Annotated in this window: 15 protein-coding genes; 5 read left to right on the top strand and 10 right to left on the bottom strand. The window is 51.3% G+C overall.

Annotated elements, in window-relative coordinates:
* The first annotated feature begins 20 nt into the window (after nucleotides 1-20).
* The 4 genes from HU759_RS26140 to HU759_RS26125 are packed head-to-tail and all read left to right on the top strand — an operon-like array spanning nucleotide 21 to nucleotide 7,501.
* Nucleotides 21-2,474 (top strand): class I SAM-dependent DNA methyltransferase, encoded by a 2,454-nt coding sequence (locus HU759_RS26140; RefSeq protein ID WP_154847197.1) that lies wholly within the window; start codon nucleotides 21-23, stop codon nucleotides 2,472-2,474.
* Nucleotides 2,471-4,408 (top strand): restriction endonuclease subunit S, encoded by a 1,938-nt coding sequence (locus tag HU759_RS26135; RefSeq protein WP_186617076.1) that lies wholly within the window; start codon nucleotides 2,471-2,473, stop codon nucleotides 4,406-4,408. The genes HU759_RS26140 and HU759_RS26135 overlap by 4 nt, the downstream gene beginning before the upstream one ends.
* The gene (locus HU759_RS26130) at nucleotides 4,408-6,414 is read left to right on the top strand and encodes an AAA family ATPase (RefSeq protein ID WP_154847199.1); all 2,007 of its coding nucleotides are present in this window, start codon (nucleotides 4,408-4,410) and stop codon (nucleotides 6,412-6,414) included. The genes HU759_RS26135 and HU759_RS26130 overlap by 1 nt, the downstream gene beginning before the upstream one ends.
* Complete coding sequence (locus HU759_RS26125) at nucleotides 6,404-7,501, top strand: hypothetical protein (protein WP_186617075.1); 1,098 nt, start codon at nucleotides 6,404-6,406, stop codon at nucleotides 7,499-7,501. Before HU759_RS26130 ends, HU759_RS26125 begins: the two co-directional genes overlap by 11 nt.
* A 191-nt stretch (nucleotides 7,502-7,692) precedes the next feature.
* On the opposite strand, the gene HU759_RS26120 is transcribed toward HU759_RS26125, so the two are convergent.
* The gene (locus tag HU759_RS26120; protein WP_225933010.1) at nucleotides 7,693-8,622 is read right to left on the bottom strand and encodes a hypothetical protein; all 930 of its coding nucleotides are present in this window, start codon (nucleotides 8,620-8,622) and stop codon (nucleotides 7,693-7,695) included.
* A 687-nt stretch (nucleotides 8,623-9,309) separates the two neighbouring features.
* Nucleotides 9,310-9,663 carry a hypothetical protein gene (locus HU759_RS26115; RefSeq protein ID WP_078803863.1) on the bottom strand — a complete coding sequence of 118 codons (354 nt, stop codon included), beginning with the start codon at nucleotides 9,661-9,663 and terminating at the stop codon, nucleotides 9,310-9,312.
* Nucleotides 9,664-9,802: 139 nt separating this feature from the next.
* On the opposite strand from HU759_RS26115, the gene HU759_RS26110 reads away from it, so the two are divergent.
* Nucleotides 9,803-10,150 carry a helix-turn-helix transcriptional regulator gene (locus HU759_RS26110; protein ID WP_032803722.1) on the top strand — a complete coding sequence of 116 codons (348 nt, stop codon included), beginning with the start codon at nucleotides 9,803-9,805 and terminating at the stop codon, nucleotides 10,148-10,150.
* Between the two features lie 66 nt (nucleotides 10,151-10,216).
* Here HU759_RS26110 and HU759_RS26105 read toward each other — a convergent pair whose 3' ends face one another.
* The 8 genes from HU759_RS26105 to HU759_RS26075 all read right to left on the bottom strand — a co-directional run bounded on the left by HU759_RS26105 (nucleotide 10,217) and on the right by HU759_RS26075 (nucleotide 18,583).
* A complete protein-coding gene (locus tag HU759_RS26105) occupies nucleotides 10,217-11,110 on the bottom strand; it encodes a hydrolase or metal-binding protein (RefSeq protein ID WP_154847201.1) in 894 nt (297 codons plus the stop codon).
* A gap of 72 nt (nucleotides 11,111-11,182) precedes the next feature.
* The gene (locus HU759_RS26100) at nucleotides 11,183-12,187 is read right to left on the bottom strand and encodes a lambda-exonuclease family protein (RefSeq protein WP_154847202.1); all 1,005 of its coding nucleotides are present in this window, start codon (nucleotides 12,185-12,187) and stop codon (nucleotides 11,183-11,185) included.
* 79 nt (nucleotides 12,188-12,266) lie between these two features.
* Nucleotides 12,267-13,235, bottom strand: coding sequence for a DUF932 domain-containing protein (locus HU759_RS26095; RefSeq protein ID WP_122425032.1), 969 nt, complete (start codon nucleotides 13,233-13,235; stop codon nucleotides 12,267-12,269).
* Between the two features lie 92 nt (nucleotides 13,236-13,327).
* Nucleotides 13,328-13,657: a hypothetical protein gene (locus tag HU759_RS29935; protein ID WP_154847203.1), complete on the bottom strand. Its 330-nt coding sequence runs from the start codon at nucleotides 13,655-13,657 to the stop codon at nucleotides 13,328-13,330.
* A gap of 672 nt (nucleotides 13,658-14,329) precedes the next feature.
* Complete coding sequence (locus tag HU759_RS26090; RefSeq protein WP_154847204.1) at nucleotides 14,330-15,676, bottom strand: hypothetical protein; 1,347 nt, start codon at nucleotides 15,674-15,676, stop codon at nucleotides 14,330-14,332.
* Nucleotides 15,673-16,830, bottom strand: a complete 1,158-nt coding sequence (locus tag HU759_RS26085) for an ATP-binding domain-containing protein (RefSeq protein WP_154847205.1) — start codon at nucleotides 16,828-16,830, stop codon at nucleotides 15,673-15,675. Before HU759_RS26085 ends, HU759_RS26090 begins: the two co-directional genes overlap by 4 nt.
* Nucleotides 16,831-16,846: 16 nt before the next feature.
* Complete coding sequence (locus HU759_RS26080) at nucleotides 16,847-18,196, bottom strand: protein kinase (RefSeq protein ID WP_186617074.1); 1,350 nt, start codon at nucleotides 18,194-18,196, stop codon at nucleotides 16,847-16,849.
* Between the two features lie 18 nt (nucleotides 18,197-18,214).
* The gene (locus HU759_RS26075; protein WP_122425038.1) at nucleotides 18,215-18,583 is read right to left on the bottom strand and encodes a hypothetical protein; all 369 of its coding nucleotides are present in this window, start codon (nucleotides 18,581-18,583) and stop codon (nucleotides 18,215-18,217) included.
* Between the last annotated feature and the right edge of the window lie 599 nt (nucleotides 18,584-19,182).

Genomic DNA, 19,182 nt, shown 5'->3' with positions numbered 1-19,182 from the left:
TCCATCAAGGACACTGCTGAATGCTTGCCCCTCATATCAAGAAAAAAGTCGACGAACTCTGGAACCGCTTCTGGGCTGCCGGCCTCACCAACCCCTTGGTGGCAGTCGAGCAGATTACCTATCTACTCTTTCTTAAGCGACTGGAAGACATAGATTTCAAGCGGCTACAGCGTGGTTTTCGGTCGATTTATACTGGTTTTGAATCTTGTCGGTGGAGCTACATCCGCCATGAGAAAACCAATCCGAGTCACTTAATCGACGTAGTGTTTCCCTGGCTACGCGAGCTCGAAAAGCATTTCAGCAACACTAGCGCTGACGGCACCGAGCTGGCCAGCTTGAATAACCGCATGGCTGATGCTTACTTTCAGCTCGATCCTAATAAAGGCAAGGTGTTGTCGGATGCTATTGACGCTATCGACCAGCTCTTCGCCCGTGCCGGTGAGGGTTCTGCTGCCCAAGACATCATGGGCGACACCTTTGAGTACCTGCTCAGCGAAGTCGCTACGGCGGGTAAGAATGGCCAGTTCCGCACCCCACGTCATCTGATCCGGTTTATGGTCGAGTTGCTCGACCCCGAGCCCGGCCAACGTGTCATCGACCCTGCCGCCGGCACAGGTGGCTTCCTGTTCAGTACCCAGCAGCATCTGATGCGCAAATACTCAGCACAAGAAAACCTCGTGCTCGAATGGGACGGTACTCCGCATCGTACCGATGGCGCTGCGGCAACACCTGAGCAATACGCCGCTATCCACAACGGAGCCAATTTCGTCGGCTTGGATAACGACCGTACCATGGCTCGCATCGGCTGGATGAACCTGGTGCTGCACGACGTCACCGACCCGCACCTGCTGCAGGGCGACTCACTAAGCAAGCGCGAAGGAAAGGTCAAGCTCAAGGAGCTGTTGGAACCAGGCAGCTATCAGTTTGTACTGGCTAACCCTCCTTTTACCGGTACGGTCGACAGTGGCGATTTGGAGCCTGACACCTTACTTTTTCCGCGCGTCGGCGGTGGAGGCAAGAAAAAAGACGAATCGATCACCGATAAGAGCGAATTGCTGTTTCTGTGGTTGATGCTTGACTTGCTGGATATTGGGGGGCGCTGCGCTGTGATCATTCCCGAGGGCGTCCTGTTCGGCAATACCGAGGCTCACGTGCGCATGCGCCGAGAACTGCTTGTCGAACACATAGTCGAAGGCGTCATTTCCCTTCCCAGTGGAGTCTTTCAGCCCTATACCGGCGTCAAGACTTCCATCCTGATCTTCAGAAAAGTCACTCGCCGCGATAGCAAGCAGAGCCTGCCGAGCAATGCTGCACCACTCAGCGAACACGTCTGGTTCTATGAGGTAGAAAACGACGGCTACTCCTACAACGCTAAGCGAACTCCGCAGCCAGGCCAACAAAACGATCTATGGGATGCGCTGGAAAAATTTAAGGCTTGGATTGCTCAAGGGCGCATCGGTGCTCAGCGTAATGAGAAAACCCTGCTGCAACCCAGCTTTCATGCTGAGCGCTGGCGCCAGGCCCTACTGCGTGACACCGCCGACAAGCTCACTCCAGCAGGCGAGGCATTTTCAGCATTGCCTGACACCAGTATGTGGGATGGTCAGGTGTGGGGCGTACACGAGCTGTTTCCTGAGCTTCCTGCCAATCCCAAAGAGGCTGAAGAGAAGGTGCGATCAGTCTCTGGGAGTGTGTTGTTTGAATTGGTAATTCAGGCACTCGCGCCAGCGGCAAAAAAGGCCTGGAATGCAACGCTTAGCGCACGCCTTGCCGAAAAAACCACCGATTCCGAACTCATAGATGCTTGGAAAAAAGCAGCCAAGCCCGCGGAGGCAGAATTCAAGAAAATAGCGCGTGAAAAGGAAGCCTTTTTCGAAAAAGAAGATTCTCCAGCGCTCTCGATATGGAAGGACTTGCTTAAGACAGCGCTCGCTGAGGCTCAACGCGACGTCTATGTGCTGGACTTATTACGAGGCAATCAGCCGCCCAAGGCTATGACGGAACACGACATCGGACAGAAGCTAACTGAAGTGGCCCGCGATGTAGCCAAGCTTGATGGCTTCGATGTCACTCTGCGCAGCCTGGCCATTGACCAAACCAGCGACCTCAAAGCGGCCAAGCATTGGGTGGTGCCTGTACGTGACTGGGCGCGCAACGACGAATGGCAAAGTGAAAATGGCCAGCTCATTGGCTCACACGATGCCGATGGCTTGGTGCGCCCTGCCTATGTGGAAGCTAAGCTAGCCGATGGACTTTACGACGACAAAGGCACACTCCGGGACGGTCTGCTTGACCCCGACTGCATCGAGGCCCGCGATTGGAACCTATCCGCCGGGCAGTACAAACCTTTTGATTTCACCCAACTCAAGAGCGACAAGAGTGTGGCTGAGTTGATAGGTACACTCAAAACCACCGAGCAAGACATCATCAAAGGCTTGGACAAGTTGCTTGCGATGGTGGAGGGGCGGGAATGAGTGTTCCTGAAACGTGGGTGCAGGCTCGACTGACAGATATTTGCGAGCTCAATCCTCGGCTACTTGCTGAAGATCGCCCCGATGGTGATATTTCCGTCACTTTTGTACCCATGTCTGCTGTTGATGAGCGTGCTGGCGTTATCAACAAGCCAGAAACTCGCACGTTCTCCGAAGTTGCAAAGGGTTATACGTATTTTCGTGAGCGTGATGTGCTGTTCGCAAAAGTCACGCCTTGCATGGAAAATGGAAAAGCTTCCATTGCACGCAATCTTGAAAATGGTTTGGGCTTCGGTTCCACTGAGTTCCACGTACTACGTCCAACTGAGATCGTTTTACCTGAGTATGTTTTTAGTTTCATTCGGCAGAAAGCCTTTCGTGATCGGGCGGCATCTGCTTTTGTCGGAACAGGTGGTCTGCAGCGGGTGCCGACTGATTTCCTTTCGAGGGTAAAGATTCCACTCCCCACACTCCCCGAACAACAGCGCATTGTCGATGTGTTACAGCAGGCGGAGGCGACTTCAATCCATGAATTACGACGCCAGCGACTCGACTTGATGATCAAGTCCGCCTTGGATCAGCTGGTACTCGCTCGTCCAGAGTCTGATTGGGATCAACTTGGATCCTTGGTTGATACTCGGTATGGCACATCGGTCTCAGCGGACGCTACTGCTGAATCAGGCGTAGCAGTTCTTCGAATCCCAAATGTGATGGGGGGGGAAGTCGGTACCGAGGACTTGAAGTATGTCGATCTCTCCCAGGTTGAGCTGAAACGCTTAAGCTTAACCACGGCCGACGTATTGATTGTTCGTTCCAATGGCAATCCAGAGTATGTGGGGCGATCAGCTCCAATCACTGAAGATGTGGCTAAATCCGCCATGGTTTATGCCTCGTACTTGATACGCTTGCGAACGGATACTACACGTCTACTACCTGAGTATTTGAGTGCGTTTTTGAATAGTGCATACGGTCGCGCTGCCATGCGAAATGCGATTCGCACAACCGCCGGTCAAAGCAATCTGAGTGGCGGAAACCTAACTAAGGTGAAGCTACCGATACCATCCATCGCAGAACAAGAGCGTTTTCGTGATTTCTGGTTGCAAGTTCGGGAGCTGCGCCGACTTATTGCCAAGTCGGAAAGCGTTGCGAATGAGCTACGTGACGCTTTGAGCGTTCATGCACTATCTGGTGAGTTGACAAAAGTTTGGAGAGGCAAGAATGCCATCGAAGTTGCTGAGGCAGTACGCCGCCGTGACACCTTGCTGCTTGAACGTGGAGCAAAAGTCTCTACAGGTGGCACCGCCCAAGCCAGCTATACGACACCAGTTGATCTCCCTGTGCGTCCCGCTCGCCATTGGATACTCTCCGAGCTAAGTGAGTTCCAGCGCCAGTTACTGACTGCCTTCACTGAGTATTGCCAACAAAGCGGCCAGCCTCTACTCGCGGAAGATCCTGACGTATTTTCCCGTTTCTGCGACGACTCAGTTGTGACTGATGGTCTGCAGTCTTTTGGCCAATCCCACGGCAACCGGATTCGCCGCTCCTTGAGCCAACTAGCAGCGCTGGGCCTGATTGCTAAAATCACTATGCCCAAGCAAGACCCGGACAGTGGAGAGTGCGATTACCTCAAGGCCTTTCGTCCCTTGCGCCCGGAAGAGTTCACGCGCATGGTCGATGTGCAGGCATTGCGGAAAGCGTTGTCGCCCGGAGTTGATCAGCAGCGTTATTACTTTGAAGTCCAGCTGGATTACGAGACGTCTAAGCATGCTGGTGGGCGCGGGATGTTCCAGGTGATCTCGGTCGCAGACGAGGAAGGGAAGGATTTCATCCATTTAGTAGATCTGGGCCAACATTACGCCTCACTAGACGATCTCAAAGAGGACATAGCCCGAAGTCTCAAGGTGGACGCGCAGCAAGTCGATCTGGAGGCCGTGTAATGCGTTTGCGCTACCTACATCTGCAGCACTACCCACCCATCGCTGACATCAAAGTGTGTTTTGCCAGCGGCTCACCGCTAGCGCGTGAATGCGCCATTCGTTTTGTGGTCGGCGTAAACGGTAGTGGAAAATCGAATCTCCTACGTGCGGTGGCCGAGGTTTTCCTGGCACTGGCCGATCTGCGCGTTCCAGCATTTCCGGTGAGTCTGGTGTACGAGTTGGGTGTGCGCGGCTCCACAAACCACCGCACCTTGCTACTGCACTGCCCTGGCAATCGTCAGCACGCCAGCTTATGGCTGCACGAGCGCTTTGCATTTGACGATAAGAGCGGACAAGAGGTGTTCGACACCTGCATTGAACACCTGAACCTCAAGGGTATTCCTGCGGAGCATGGCTTCTCTGCGCTCATTGAGCCTGGCTCCTGGCCGCTGCGCGACAGCTCGCCGCCACAGATAGCATTGCCGTCGGCCGTCCTGGCCTACACCACCGGTGACCTGCGTCCGTGGCGCTCAGTGTGGAACCGTAATCAACGTGCTGACGGTTTGTTGGAAGACGGTGATGACACACAAAGCGACGAGCGTCCAGCGGGGTGGACGACCGCCCAGGAAAACGCCTTGCGAGCGGTACGGCAAAACGATAGTGATACTCCTAGGCAGGCCTTGGGCTCAGGCCCTACGGGGGCTGATCTCTTCCGCCGCCCCATACTGCTAGACGCCACGCTCTTGAAGTGCGCGCTGCTGGCAGTGACGTTGCCACAGGCGTTGGTTGAAGCGACAGATTATTCAAAGCACGCGGAGGTTGATGCCGCGATGGCTAAACTGTGCAGCCGTGACGACAACAAGAATTCGATACAAGAGCTACTGAAGCTGGGCGGGTGGCATAATCTAGTTTCGGTTGCGTTCCGCTCGCGCCTGCAACCGGCTCAATGGGATCAGAAGCTTTGCGAAACAGCTCACGATTGGTGGCTGTGCGCGAGTGAGGTGATTGCTGAGCCTCACCCGGTGGAGTTAAGTCGTACTGTGTGGTTTGACTTTAAAGGGCCATTCGACGGTCAAGGGCAATCGTTCTTATCGGCCGCCCGTAATGAATTAGAAAATTGCCGTAGCCAAGGCGAAGCCTTGTGGGTATTGCTCGGCGGGGCCAAGGATGCTAGCAGCTTTGACCTATTTACCCGCCTATTAGAACTGAGTCAGAAGGGACTGTTTGATGACGTACTGCTACGGTTGCGTCGGCATGCCATACCAACTGCCGCGCTCGATGCGACCAAGCGCGATATTGGTGTAATGCGCTACGAAGAGCTGTCGGACGGAGAGCAGATGTTTATGGGAAGAATGGCTCTGCTGCATTTGTTGAGCGGACGTCAGGACTCCCTATTGCTGCTGGATGAACCCGAGACCCACTTCAATGACCTGTGGAAGCGAGACTTGGTCTCAGTGGTTGATGATGCCTTGGCACACACATCAGTCGACGTCCTGATTGCAACCCATGCTGCCCTGATGCTGACCGATGCGCTTAAAGATGAATTGATCGTACTAGAGCGTACAACCGCCGAAGGTGATTCTGGTCCCAGCGAATCTGGCGTTCGAACACTTGACGCTCAAATATACACATTTGGGGCAACCGGGGATCATCCATTGCGGGATATTTTTGGGGCCTCGGATACGGTCGGAAGGAGGGCGAGCCGCTTGCTCGAAGTGCTTCTAGCGACAGCGCAGTTTGGTTTCGAAGTTGAACAGAGCTGGCATAAAAATGAAGCATTAGGAGCTGACCTCATAAGTCGCATCCTAGATTTAGCGCAACAAACGGAGAGCGGCCTGACTCGAAGCCACGTGATTGATTGCCTTGAAAGCTTTGAGCGCTTTGCTCTGTATTTCGACTTAGTGAAGCCTTTAACTGTGAAAGCGCTGCTCGAGGCATTCATTCGCCAGACGGGTCCTGGTTATTTCCAAGTTGAACTGAAACGAGCGTGGCGATGCGCATTGGAGGGGGGCGTTCATGCTCCATGAACGGCGCTTGCCGAATGACTTAATGCAGAATCTAGGGAAGATCTATTCAGTTAAATTACGTTTGATTGATTGGTTACTGCGCACGCCTCCGCAAGATCTAGACGATAATACCCTTCTTGTAACGCAGTTCGGGCAGCCAATCGGCAAGTGGTTTTGGACCAGGATTGGTACGGCTAATAATCGCACGAGGTTTGGAAAAGCAGTTATGGCGCTGGCAGCTCAGGCGCGTGCGAATCCTGCTCAAGCCGTGTTGGTGGCTGAGGCCATTGATCATGATGCTCAGTTTCACACTCGGTGGGATCTTGTTGGCAGCGAGCTCCGCTTCCCGCGTCTGTTTCCGGGGTGGTTAGATGGCATCAAGGATGTAGCCATTCCGTTCTATACCTGGTTAGCCGGCAGTGGTTTCGATCCAAAGCCGTTCGCGCTGACGGGTAGCCGGCTTGATCGAGCTGCTGTGATGGCGGCGTTTCGCTCACAATCAGCAGTCGTTTGTGGCTACTGCGATGGACCATTGGGAGAAAAGGGTAGCCGGCATGAAGCCAATGATTGCGACCACTTCTTCCCAAAGTCCCAATGGCCTCATTTCGCAATTCACCCTGCTAATCTTTTCTCTGCGTGCAAGGGATGTAACTCAACTTGGAAGCTTGCCAGGGTCCCTATGGGGGAGGCAGATGCTTCAGGTTTGAATGGCACTTATCACCCGATGCTGAGGCCGGGCGCACCATCGGTTGTAGTGACTGCAGTTATATCTCCAACCAATTCGCGTCAGGTAAAGATCAATATTACAGATCCGACTATCCCTCGCAGAGCCGAAACACTTGTCGCGACACTGGATTTAGACAGTAGATGGACTAACTCAGCTAATGGCGTTTTAGACAGAGGGATTTCGGTGCTTGTTGCAAAGTCAGTGCGAGATAAAAGCTATGGTTGGCAGGTGGACGCTGATTCAGTTCGATTACTAATTGAGGATGATATCGCTTGGAAGCGAGAACAGCTGGGCAAAGAAGAGCGCTGCATGCGCCTTATTGCGGTGTTGGAGTGCATGCGTAGCGATCTTCTCCATGAGGTAGTCGCTGATCTGGCATAATGAGCTTTGTAGGCCTAGCAAGAATCACTATTGTGATGAGGGATTTTTCGTTAGGGTCTCTTGGCCAGATATTTCGAGTTGCAGTTTTGGCAAGGATTAAGAAAGCGAGCGTATGAACTACAACTACAACTACTGCAGCTGCTAATATTTGGCAACAAAAAAATAGGCACGGATGGGAACCGTGCCTTATGTTAGTTAATTCCGACCGGTTTATCATTTTTGTCATAGCAAATCGGATATTCGCAGTGTCCGCCTGCATTGAGTACTTCTAGTTCGTAGACCACGGGTAGGTACTGCTTAAGCTCCTCCTTAGGTACTTCCTTGCCATTGATGGTGCACTCATCGTCTGCACGCGGGTTGCACCAGGCTTCCTTTACGTCGATCGTTTTCGTGGGTTTTGTCATGGGTGTTTTTTCGGTCTGTGGTTCGTCATCGACTGATGAATCATTCGTTGCGTTCGCATCCAACGAGTAGGCAGCCATAGTGTCTTTTACACCCGTTTTGCTGATGCCGTGATCAAACAAGAAATCTTGGAGTATCGTCCGGGATTGAGTGTAAGTAACTTCTTTCCCCTTTTTATTTGGTCCACCATCCATGCGATAGGCAATCGGATAACCATCCTCACTTTCATAGATGTAATAGTAAATGGAGAGACTAAAGCTGAGGTCTTGGCCGTACATGCCATAGATGCCTGAGCCATTGGACGCTCGGCAAGTACCTCGTACGCATTTGCCGCTGATGTGGTTGCTGAAGGTGACGTTGCGCTGCTGCTGTGCATTCCACTGAGTAATATTTCTTGGAATGCTATACCAGGTGCAACGGTAGAATTTTGCCCCGTACTGGTTTTTGGCCTCCGCGCACGGAATGGCATAAGGTAAATCGTTCATATTTTGTTCATTTGGTAGCATGGGCGGATACATGTACCCGTAGTCAACTTCGGCTTGTGCGTTCAATGAAAGTGCAAGCGCCAAGCAGCCTGCTGCTTTGAGTGCAACTGATTTTATATTCACTGTCTTAAACTCAGGGTGGGAGGAAGGAAGCGGTTGGATTCTTTTGTAAGTTCTTTGTGAATGGCTTTTGGTTTTAAATCGGCGATGGGTCTTTAGGGATGTCGTCAGCATTTAACGTGCCGACAATCTGTATTTCATTTTTGCTTGTTGTTTTTGCAAATAGGAGGCTCCCGTATTCGGGGCTCCATGAATGCCTGTGTCCGCTGGATCTTATTAAATTTTTCATGCAGGTGTTGTGGGTCATCACTATAAGATTTCTGCCGGAGTTCTTGTGTTCGAGTAGCTTATCCACGATGTCGTTTCCGCAAATGGCCTCTCTATCGGATAGCAGGCTCGCTTTGCCTAGCATGAAGTCGGATGTTTGAACTGTTCTAGTCATTGGGCTGGTGAAAATAACAGCATCGTCAAAATCAAAGTGTGCTTTTAAACGAATGCCTGTTTTTCTTTTGCTCTCTCGCTTCCAAGAGCTGTGATTCCTTCGTCTGGGCCTAAGCAGGGGTTGTTTGAGCGATCACAGCGCTCTTCGTGCCTTATTAACAAAATAACGTTCCCACTTTTCCAGTGTTCAGAAAGTCAGAGTCGATTAGTTTTTTATGTGAGTCTAAATTTTCTACGGTGTTTCTTGTAAAAGCTTCGTAAGCAAAAAATGTTGCGCTTATAAAACCAGTGCTTAGTATTATTTTTGGTAGGCTGATATTTACCATTTGGAATGTCCAATATTTTAATTCTTATTGGTTGCGGTCGGTGTTCATAGGCTTTTTGAGCGTGAGTGCGAGCGCGGGCTGACGGTGTTGATTGCTATTTTTTGTAGATGACTTTCAGTTTTTTATTAACGTAGTCTTTTATGATTTCGTAGTCGGGGTTGTAGGTGGCTAGAGTATGGCCAGTACTGGCGACGGTAGCCGCAGCGGCTAATACGACCCCAACAGGCAGAGATGCAGCTCCAATTACAGCGCCCAATATACCGCCTTGAGCGATAGCGCTTTTCACGTCGCTTTTGATTCGACACTTCAGTCCCTGGCTTTCAATCTTGGTTTCGACAAGTTTGATACCTGGCATGAAGTTACCTCTGAGGCCATGGATCTCGAAGGACGTTTTGCTTCTCACGAGGTCTTCAATCTGCGATTCGTTCAGGCCTTTTATGACATTCATGGTTTTTCTGAGCTCCTTGCAAGAGGTGGTAGTCAAAAAGATGGGTTGGATATCAACCTTTCGGGGTGAGTTTCGGCCTGTAAGGTCCTTCATGTCAACGGGTTGATGGTCAACCATCCAGGTTGGACTGGAGGGTGGCATGTCAAAAACCAAATCGAAGCAGCTGGCAGAACTCGTTGGGCAGGCGATTGCCCGCCAGCGCGTTCGTTGCAAACTGAACCAGGAGCAGGTTGCGGAAAAGCTTGGAATTGGAAGCGAGGCTGTATCCCGTATCGAGCGCGGAATTGTCATGCCTAACATCGAGCGCTTGGTTGAGTTGGCGGCAGTTTTTGGTTGTGAAACCGCTGACTTGCTGACCGAAGGGAGTTCTCGCCCAGAGGACCAGGCGCGCAGGCTTTATGGTTTACTCTCCAGACTTGGGGCGCATGACCGCGACTTTGTCCTGGATATGGTGGAGCGTCTTGTCACTAGACTTGATCGCGGCTGATTGGCTCCATCATGAGGGGGCCAGAGCTTTTGCCACGCCGATGTCCTCAGCACAGGCTGGTTTGACTTAGTTGGCCTGCGAAGCGAGAGATTCCAGCTTGTCCGCAAGGGAGTTGGGCGGTGGCAACGACTTACCTTGGATTTTGGTGCTAGCAGCCTCCGTGTTTCCGAAGAACTCCTCGATTACGACGTGACTGTCCTCCTCGCTGTCTTCGAAGGCGCCATTACCGAAGCCTCGGCGAGCGGCGTCATCCAGAGCAATCTGGTCGAAACCTACTGCTATGCGCTGTGTATCAAGTTCGCTCGCTTTCTGTAGTGCTTCGGTCATGTCCATGCCACTTCGTACCGTGAGATCGACGTAGAAGATCGGCGTACCGTGGCTCTGGCGGGTGGACTTGCCGCGTAGACGCAGCTCCAGCGGTATGCATGCCAGTCGACGGCCTGAGATTGCTTGGAAGTAATGCAGACGAGCGGACAGGGTGCGAATGCTATTGAAACCGGTGGTGCGGAACACAAAGCTACCCAGCGAATCCTCATCACCAATGACCACATTCAGTCGGCCATAAGGCTTACAGGCACCTCCTTTGGCCAGTAGGCAAGCATCCGGCGAAGGGCAGGGCAGCGACTGCATGCCGTCCTGGGTCATGCGTTTGCAGGTTTCACCGTTACCGACACACAGCGGGCGTCCGGATTGCCGGTCGAACAGGGTGTAGTCGGCCCGGAAATTCAGCTCCGGCTCGTTGAACAATAGACGTACTGGAATGCTGCGCAGCTTGTCCTCCTTACCCTGGCGCAGTTCATCGTTAAGTGGGTGCAGTAACCAGCCATCCCTGCTTTGCACCTGTGAGGTGATGGTAAATTGATCGTCTTTCTCCGGTAGGCGCTTACCGTTTTTCTCGACGATTTTACCAATGGAAATACGTCCGAGCACGGGTGGTGTAATGACCAGGCCTTTGAGCATGGTGGTTCTCCTTGGAAGTGAAAATGGACCCCCGAAAACTGAATCGCGTAGGGACGGCCAGCGAGGAAAAGATCAGTTGATAAGGAAGCGGCGGCTGCCCTCCTTGCGCTTGCTGAAGCGGACTTGCAGATAGGGCTTCTCCTTCAGCAGGCGCTCGACATCGAGCACGGTGCTCTCTTTGGAACGCTTCCAACTGATGAAGCCATTGCTGAACTGCGCACGTGTGGCTTCGCCCATGGCTTGCAACAGGATCTGTTTCAGTTGAGATTCGCGGTTTTCTTTTGCCGCAATGGACTGCCGAACAGCTTTGAGCTCCAGGTAGGTCGCGGCCAATCCAGCATGGGCACTAAAGTCCACGGTTTGGCCGTTGTCGTGAGGGTAAAGGCAACGCAGCGCCGCTTCAGATGAGGCGCTACCATCGACGGGAGGTGGGGTGTCGGTTTGTACGTAATGCCAGAATTTGCGTTCCAGTTCGATCAGGCGAGCAATCATCTGCTCGTCCCGTTCGATGCGGTAGATTTCTAAATGCTGGCCACCCAGCAAAACTGCAACATCAGCCGCCTGCTTGCCGGTGACGGCCAACTGGTGCATGACCTGCAATTGCACATACTCGGGCACGCCTTCTTTCCAGAGGCGTGCTCCGTTTATGCCGGCGGTCTTGCATTCAAGGATTTGTACATCGTCGGCACCGTTCACTTCGCGGTCGATATTGGCAAGCATCCAGGGCAGTTCTGGATCAGGGTGCTGTAGCACGGCGTTAATTCGTCGCACCTTCTTACCGGTGCGTTTGCTGTAGTGCCAGGCCACGATGGGCTCCAGCACATTGCCCCAGTAGGCAGGGCTTTCCTCATCGTGAGGATCTATTTTCGGTAACGTTGCATCCCGTCCCGTCTTTTCAAGCCACAACTCCAACTGCGATTTATAAGGGTTCAGTCCAACTGCTGCGCCTGCGTCCGAGCTGCCGATGCCTTGTTTACGCACAGCGAGCCAGTCTTCACGGGGTAGCTCCTTGGTGCCGATTAAACGAAGGGCCGGACGGATCTTGTAAGCATTTTCATTTCTAGGAATCGCTTTCATAAGGGATACCTTGCGGACATAAAAACGCCCGTTGAGCTGCATGCTGAACGGGCGTTATGGTTGAAGGGGAGAGGGCATTTCAGGCCGCGAGTTGCAGGGCTGCCTCCAATGCTCTTTGTTTGATTTGCGCCCCCTGGCCGAACCAAGCGGAGTCCATGCGGTACTCGTTGCTACGTGCTCTGCGCTCGTGGTCGACATACTCGGTCACGGCGTTGAGCAGACCCCAGGCAGTGCCTTGCGCCGACTCAAGCGTTGCGCCACGTCCGCGTCCTTCGTACAGGCTTTGTACTTTGCGCAGGGCACGTTCGTTGGGGAGGACTTCAGGTAGTTTGCTATTGGGCGTTACTTCACACAGCACGGACATGAAGAATCCCATAGCCTCGTGCCACTGGACTTTACGCTCGGCCAACACGCGCATGCGATACATGAACTCGTCCCATTGCGAGACTGCTACACCCAACTGCTTTTTGACGACCCGAGCATCGAAGCGGGTGCTGTGCGGCACCTTGATGGCGCGTGTGGTGCCATCCAGGGCGATGGTCAAAGTGTTGTTGCAGACCACGCGAACGGTGGTCGGCGTGGCCGTGGTGGCGAGCGTACCGTCACAGGAGGTCGCCAGCAACAAATAGCCGTTGACCTGATCGTTGCCCTTCAAGTTGGCGTTCTGCCCGGTTCTCGCTAATGCCCAGAACTTACGCCCTCCCTTCAGAACACCTGCCGTTTCCAGCTCATAGCCGGACACTTCAGTCAGGTCTCGGTAGAACTCCATCACCTCACGCGGCTGAACTATTTGATAGCGATTGGAAACCACCGACAGCGGTGCTTTGGTATCGGAACGGTACAACACCTTTTGCTCCGGGAATGAGTGAATGCTTCCCATATGGCCGATAGCGTCGGCCTTGAAGTGAACCGGGCTTTCCTGGATCTGCCAGTCCATACCAGCTTCACGCTGCCAGATTTCGATAGGTTGTTTTTGAGTCAGTTGATTTCCTAGGCCGTGCCACGGGGTTGCGCCAACGTAAGCCATTTGTTCGATTTGATGAGCCATGATTAAGGTTCCTTGTGGTGCAGGTCGGCATAAACGCCACGCATCGCGTGGCACTGTCCGGAGGTAATAGAAAGAAAGGAGTAGAGGACGGATTAAGCTGGGAGGTTGAAGCGATGCCCGCAGATCAGGCAGAGGTTGTGAGCGAGTACATGGCGGTCAAGCTTGTCGCCGAGTTGAGCGCCTAATGCACAGCCACCAGCGCCGCCAACAAGTCCTCCTAGGATGGCGCCGGAGACGACTCCGAGAGTGACGCCGAACGGGCCGGCGACGGCGCCGACGGTGGCCCCTGCCTGACCGCCAGCCAGAGCGACACTGACGCCGCGTGCTGCGCCGCCGACCGTACCGAGGGCAGCTGCAATTTTCATGGCTTGGTGGAAGGAAGCGATTTTGGGTGAGTTACAGCGAGGGCACTGCAATGACATGGTTCGAGGTTCCATGGTGGGGGTGTCATGGCAGTGATGTAGAGTTGAGTTTTTTTCGAATCGAATATGCGTTTTTGATGAATAATTTGATCGGTACGGTTGTAGACGGCTCGGCGCAGTCTACAGCCGAATCAATGCGCATCGGGGGCGTGGCCCGCAGCCGACTTGACATACCAGGCATATCCAAGAGGCAGAGAGGTGAGCCAGCTTGCACTTGCGGAGGAGGCAAGCTGGGCGAAACCAGATCCGAGTTGGTCGTCTGCTTTTGGCCGATTGTGGCCTTTCGCGAAGGCAGCTCAGGGGCGATGGCTGCCCTTGGTGGCAGGCTGCTCATGGCCCAGAGTGTGTAAAAACGCTTCGCCAAAATTGAAGTGTGCGCGTCTACGTTAAATCTGAAACGTATCGATCTGCCTGAAAAAGACGTGGCCATCCTGTGGACATGGCCGCAGTCGCCGGCTTTCAAGACCGCTATGTGAACTTAAGCAGGCCGCGATCTGGAAGGGAGAAGGAGTTCCGTTACCCTCAGCAAGCGAACGGGCTACAAGCCCTATTCTACAAGGGCTTGTTTTTAAGTTTCGGAACTGATCTTGTGACCTTGCAACATTCTGTCAACCGAATAGGCTAGCCACCAATCAGGAAATTATCGTTTGTATAAAACATTTAAAAGACCTGCTATTTCCTTTGCCCTGGTGGTTTGCTTTGTTTGATATCTTGCCGCGGACGTCTCCCCTGAATGACGCCGTATGCATCCTCCAAAGCACGCATCGCGGTCATAAGATTATTTCGTATCGCCTCTTCACGCTCTACGGCGTCAGATGCCTCCTGAGCTCTATGCGATGAAGCCTTCCGTTTTGCCAGGTTCCCGAAGCTCCCTATCACCATGGGGGCAAGCTCCACATCAATCAGCCATGGTGACCGCGTGCGAAATGGAATAGGTGAGCTCCGTCGCCCATCGTGAAGAATTCGAAGCTCGACGATCGAAATATCCATAGGCATTTCAGTATTAAATTGAAGGCCGTGATTAAAAACAGTCCAGCCAAATCCATTGAAGTTTCGAAGCGCAGACTCTTTACCGAGAATTACTGCACATACAAAGTAAGCAGTTGCTACCGAGCCATCTGGGCTGGCTTGCTTCGCCAACTCCAGAAACTCGAAAGAGCCCGGATCAATTAAACTTATTAAAAAGCCCTGTTTTAATGGATTGACCGACTTACCGAACGCCGACCTCTGAAGCTCTTCCATAACAAGATCATATCTTTTTTCGCGACTGCTTATCCCCCTCAACTCAAGAACAACTTGGGGAAGCGAACGCTGAAGCAAATCGCGCGCATTCGGATCATCGTATCTTTCAATCCAAAGTTGAATTTGATGCGCAAGATTTTCAGATGCAGCACCGTCGAAGTTTCCACGCGCAGAAAGATTTTGCAGAAATTCACACAAATACAAAATCTGCGCTAGCGCCGAATGGTTAACTTCATTTGCCGTCAAAGCACTGGCCTCGAGCCAACGATCAACAATTGTGACTAATGATGCGCCGTATCCACCCCTTAATACTGCCTGAGCACAAACGAACGATAACGTCCGACGAACACCATCCATACCCATCAAGCGAAGATCTGCATTGGAACCGGTGACAGTTAACAACTCCCCGATAATTAGCCCCACAAACCCTAGCGCCGCAACATTACTAAGAGGTTTTTTGTCGAAAACTTCACGCTCAGCGAAGTCTTCTATCGCCCATGTATTCATAAAAGACGTAACAGGCACCACCGCACTAGGCAATGCCAACATGCGTGGAAGTAAGTTACCCAAGACGTCTTCCGAGGCAACTAAAATAGATGGAAGATCAGCATTTGGACCACTACTTTCTTCCCAAATGACGCGCACATCATTCATAGAGAGGGGGCGGCCGAAATCAGCAATATTTATCGCACGCGCTTTTGCGCGCAAGTCTCCCATGCGCCCAAGGCCACGTACCAACTCACCAGCATCAACATTGACAAATCTAAATTTTTTCATGATCTTTTTCCGAATATTTTCTTGACGGAAATCTTCTCTGCATTTTGTTTCGCGAGAGCGGAGGCAAAGAATGGATGAAGAGGCTTTTCGTGATAAATAGTCAGCGCAGTTTTGGCTCGCGTAACTGCCATAAAGGCGACCCTTCTCTCATGTTCTTGAAAGTCGGCAAATTTATCTGCAGCGACAACATGTGTACACCGAAACTCCAGACCTTTAGAGGAGTGAACAGTGCTCACCCATACTGAAAAGGTAGGATCAAAGTCTCTATCCATAGCATTGGTAACCACGCCCGCAAGATCGGCAGAAGTAAGAAGCTCCTCAACTACCTGTTTAAGCTGAACATGATTCGGAACCAGAATGCCAATAATCTGGTTGGGATAGACAGCCAACTGTTTCAGTACTCTAGGAATTAACTGTTCGATCTGATCGGGCAGATCAAAACCTGAAACGACCTCAACATTACCAGGATCCCCTTTGTATTGATGAGTCCCAAGCATTGATTTGTGATCAAACTTCCCAGCCATAATCTTGTCTGCGACCTCAAGGATTGCCGGAGCCACACGATAGTGAAACTGCAAGGTTATAGACGCGCCCCACCTGTGCGTTTGAAGCCATGTCGTTCCAGTGGAGCCAGAATTGTAGATGCCCTGTCGTAAATCGGCAGCACAGCACAAATTCTTCGCGAAATACTTAAATATCTGGAGGTCCTCTTCTGAATAATCTTGCGCCTCATCAATGAAAAGCACCGGATAAGTATCACGACCTGCACCGGTCTCCATCAGCTGATGTATAGCAGACTTTAAAACTGAATCTCTTTCAGAGTAAGTTTCTCCAGGTTTCCGCTTTGGTAAGCAAGCATGATCGCCCAATAACTGCTCAAGCAATTTGCGCTGAGTTATCACACGATTCTCGGGAAACGAATAGAGACCAGCACCTGTGCGCACAAACTTCTGTAACAAGCTGGTAAAGCAAATTATATAAAACTCTGAATCGGGTGAATCCAATATCAAATGATTAGCTCGCAACAAAAGCAGATTTGTCTTGCCGCTTCCAGGAGGCCCCGTAAGAATCAAATCTTTAAAAAGATCCTCTCCCAAAACCTCAAGCTGCTCGTCGAGCAACTCTTCCTCATCAATCCACCAAGTATTCGACACTTTAGACCTCCGCTGTCTATTGACTAATTAGCTCTTCAATTATAGTGATAATCCATTCCTGAAATACATCTGAGAAGTTTTCCAGGCTCTCCATAGTAGGTCCAAGATGAGTCCAGCCAACCTCTGTATCAGCAAGCCTTTTCGAGGCCCTAGTATACACATCGATAGTTTTTCTATCTTCGTGAAGTGCGACAGCCACTTGAATTCGAAATGGCAAATCAAGACCTAAGTTCGGCGCAGGACTGAAAGTATAAGTAACGGCAGGGTTCGGATAGACTAATCCATTAAGATCTGTAAGCCTCGTCGGCATGACACCACTGAGCTCAACAAGCGCGATATCAAATTGCGTTTTGGCATGCTTTACAATTGTCGACAACCGGACTTTATTCAAACGCTGATTTTCAGAGTTATGGATAACATTAACCCGACCCAAAAAATCACCGAGTTTAAGCTTCCGCTGGAGAACCTCCTTTCTTGAGTTAAGCGTAGGCTTGTGCTGCCCTTGATCCGAGAACATGAAGTCGTCCCAGTGGACCAACTCCAGTCTCTCAATTGGTTTTTTTAGAAGACATCGAGTCGCAAGGTTACAGAGATGAGGGTCAACCTCCTCGCCTACTACAACAACCGGTTTATTATCAATAGCAACAACAAGATCAGCATGTCTCGAAGTTGCATCGTCAAAAATAGGTTTGCGGGCGATCATATCATGTAAAACAGCACCAATTTGATAGAAGGTTATAGCTCGCCAACCATCCAAAGTATTCTCTTCACGGCCATGAATCATCTCGGGCGGACTATATTGGTGGGTACCAATGAACGCTTTTGAGGCTTGAACAATCGTAGCGGAATCGTCACCATGCGGTTTCATGACTCCGAAATCGAGCAAAATCAACGACGAGAAGTCGTCACTCACGTGAATGTTGCTCGGTTTGATATCACGATGCGTGAAGCCCCAATTTTCAAGTTGAATCGCGGCACGGGCCAACTGTTCAATTAGCACACCGATTTTAGAGCGTGGAATTAAATTAAGTACATCGGAAAGCGGGCGACCTGCAGCTATATCCATCGCTACAAATAGCTGCCCTGTCTCCTCGCAACTCCCAGCATCCAGTACACGAACGATATTTTCGTGTTGCTTATCTATGAGCGACCGCTCTCGATCTATTCTGATTATTTGTGCGTCACGGCCATAGTGGTCAATTAAACCTGGGTGAAATACCTTTATAACTGCGTTCAAATCTTCCCGTCTAGCCTCCATAACAACGGCCGACTTTCCATGAGACAGATATCGTAAAAGTTCCCAACCAGCAAGAGGTCCACCTTTCAAAAGCGAATCTGAAAAAACTTTGGCTTCAGCAGAATCCATTTTGCGCCCCTAATATAGCTAGCATATGCTATAGCGGAAATGCTCTGCCACGAGCATAACCTCACACCCGCTACTTGCGGCCTCCTCCAAGCCACCATTATCACGATGAATAAAGCCAAGCGAGTCCATGTCGTTTCGAATCTTCTGGACAGTGGTACCTGGTGCGCTCCAATAAAACTGGTAATGCGCAAAAAGATCCTTACACATCGCGCTATAGCAAACCGAATAGTCGCCAATAGGCTCAATCAAAATGCGTGATGATGAACTCGTTAGGTAGCCTGACGCGATCAACGCGTCACCCGTGCAGAAAAGCGCCCTTTCGCGATAACCAACACCGAAGCGATCCACGAACCACTCGTTAAGAGCTTGGTGGATCGCCAGAGGCATATCTCTTGGTCTCCTTGCTCTTTGAAGGTTTGGATTGGGGATTATTCCAGTTGCACTAGGTAGGTATCTTGTTGAATGTGCACGAAAAAGTCTTGCAACGTTTGAGACCATTTTTCACTCCTTAGAAATTAGTAGAGACATCCGGTTTCTCCTAGCTTGATGAGCTTAAGCGTTTATCCCGCGGGTCTAGCATTCCACTCAGGCATCAGTATCATCTCATACATTGATCGCCATCAGATTAGACAACTACAACCGACCGATCCAAGATGTCGTAACTGATAGCGCTGGCTTGGTAGAAGTTATGCAGATCGTATGCACGGCTGTGAATCTCAACCTAGATATGCCCGAACACGAAACTATGAAACTGCATGGGTTAGCCCTAATGATCTACCGGTAGGCATGCATCGTACTGCATCGTCGCGATGACCGCTTCTGGCCCTGAGTGTGTAAAAACGCTTCGCCAAAATTGAAGTGTGCGCGTCTACGTTAAATCTGAAACGTATCGGCACGTCAGCAGATGTGGGTTTCGAGTAGAAGCGCGATTTCCAGTCCAGTGGTGAGTACCTGACGTACTCGAAAACGTTTTTACACGGCCTCGG

Origin of the sequence: Pseudomonas sp. OE 28.3 (assembly GCF_014268205.2) — a bacterium.
GTDB lineage: Bacteria > Pseudomonadota > Gammaproteobacteria > Pseudomonadales > Pseudomonadaceae > Aquipseudomonas > Aquipseudomonas edaphica.
This window is presented reverse-complemented; position numbering and strand designations above follow the sequence as displayed.

Bases quoted from the DNA above. Each gene is read 5' to 3' on its own strand.
- HU759_RS26140 (WP_154847197.1), top strand. From the start codon at position 21: ATGCTTGCCCCTCATATCAAGAAAAAAGTCGACGAACTCTGGAACCGC.
- HU759_RS26135 (WP_186617076.1), top strand. From the start codon at position 2,471: ATGAGTGTTCCTGAAACGTGGGTGCAGGCTCGACTGACAGATATTTGC.
- HU759_RS26130 (WP_154847199.1), top strand. From the start codon at position 4,408: ATGCGTTTGCGCTACCTACATCTGCAGCACTACCCACCCATCGCTGAC.
- HU759_RS26125 (WP_186617075.1), top strand. From the start codon at position 6,404: ATGCTCCATGAACGGCGCTTGCCGAATGACTTAATGCAGAATCTAGGG.
- HU759_RS26120 (WP_225933010.1), bottom strand. From the start codon at position 8,622: ATGCTGACGACATCCCTAAAGACCCATCGCCGATTTAAAACCAAAAGC.
- HU759_RS26115 (WP_078803863.1), bottom strand. From the start codon at position 9,663: ATGAATGTCATAAAAGGCCTGAACGAATCGCAGATTGAAGACCTCGTG.
- HU759_RS26110 (WP_032803722.1), top strand. From the start codon at position 9,803: ATGTCAAAAACCAAATCGAAGCAGCTGGCAGAACTCGTTGGGCAGGCG.
- HU759_RS26105 (WP_154847201.1), bottom strand. From the start codon at position 11,110: ATGCTCAAAGGCCTGGTCATTACACCACCCGTGCTCGGACGTATTTCC.
- HU759_RS26100 (WP_154847202.1), bottom strand. From the start codon at position 12,187: ATGAAAGCGATTCCTAGAAATGAAAATGCTTACAAGATCCGTCCGGCC.
- HU759_RS26095 (WP_122425032.1), bottom strand. From the start codon at position 13,235: ATGGCTCATCAAATCGAACAAATGGCTTACGTTGGCGCAACCCCGTGG.
- HU759_RS29935 (WP_154847203.1), bottom strand. From the start codon at position 13,657: ATGTCATTGCAGTGCCCTCGCTGTAACTCACCCAAAATCGCTTCCTTC.
- HU759_RS26090 (WP_154847204.1), bottom strand. From the start codon at position 15,676: ATGAAAAAATTTAGATTTGTCAATGTTGATGCTGGTGAGTTGGTACGT.
- HU759_RS26080 (WP_186617074.1), bottom strand. From the start codon at position 18,196: ATGGATTCTGCTGAAGCCAAAGTTTTTTCAGATTCGCTTTTGAAAGGT.
- HU759_RS26075 (WP_122425038.1), bottom strand. From the start codon at position 18,583: ATGCCTCTGGCGATCCACCAAGCTCTTAACGAGTGGTTCGTGGATCGC.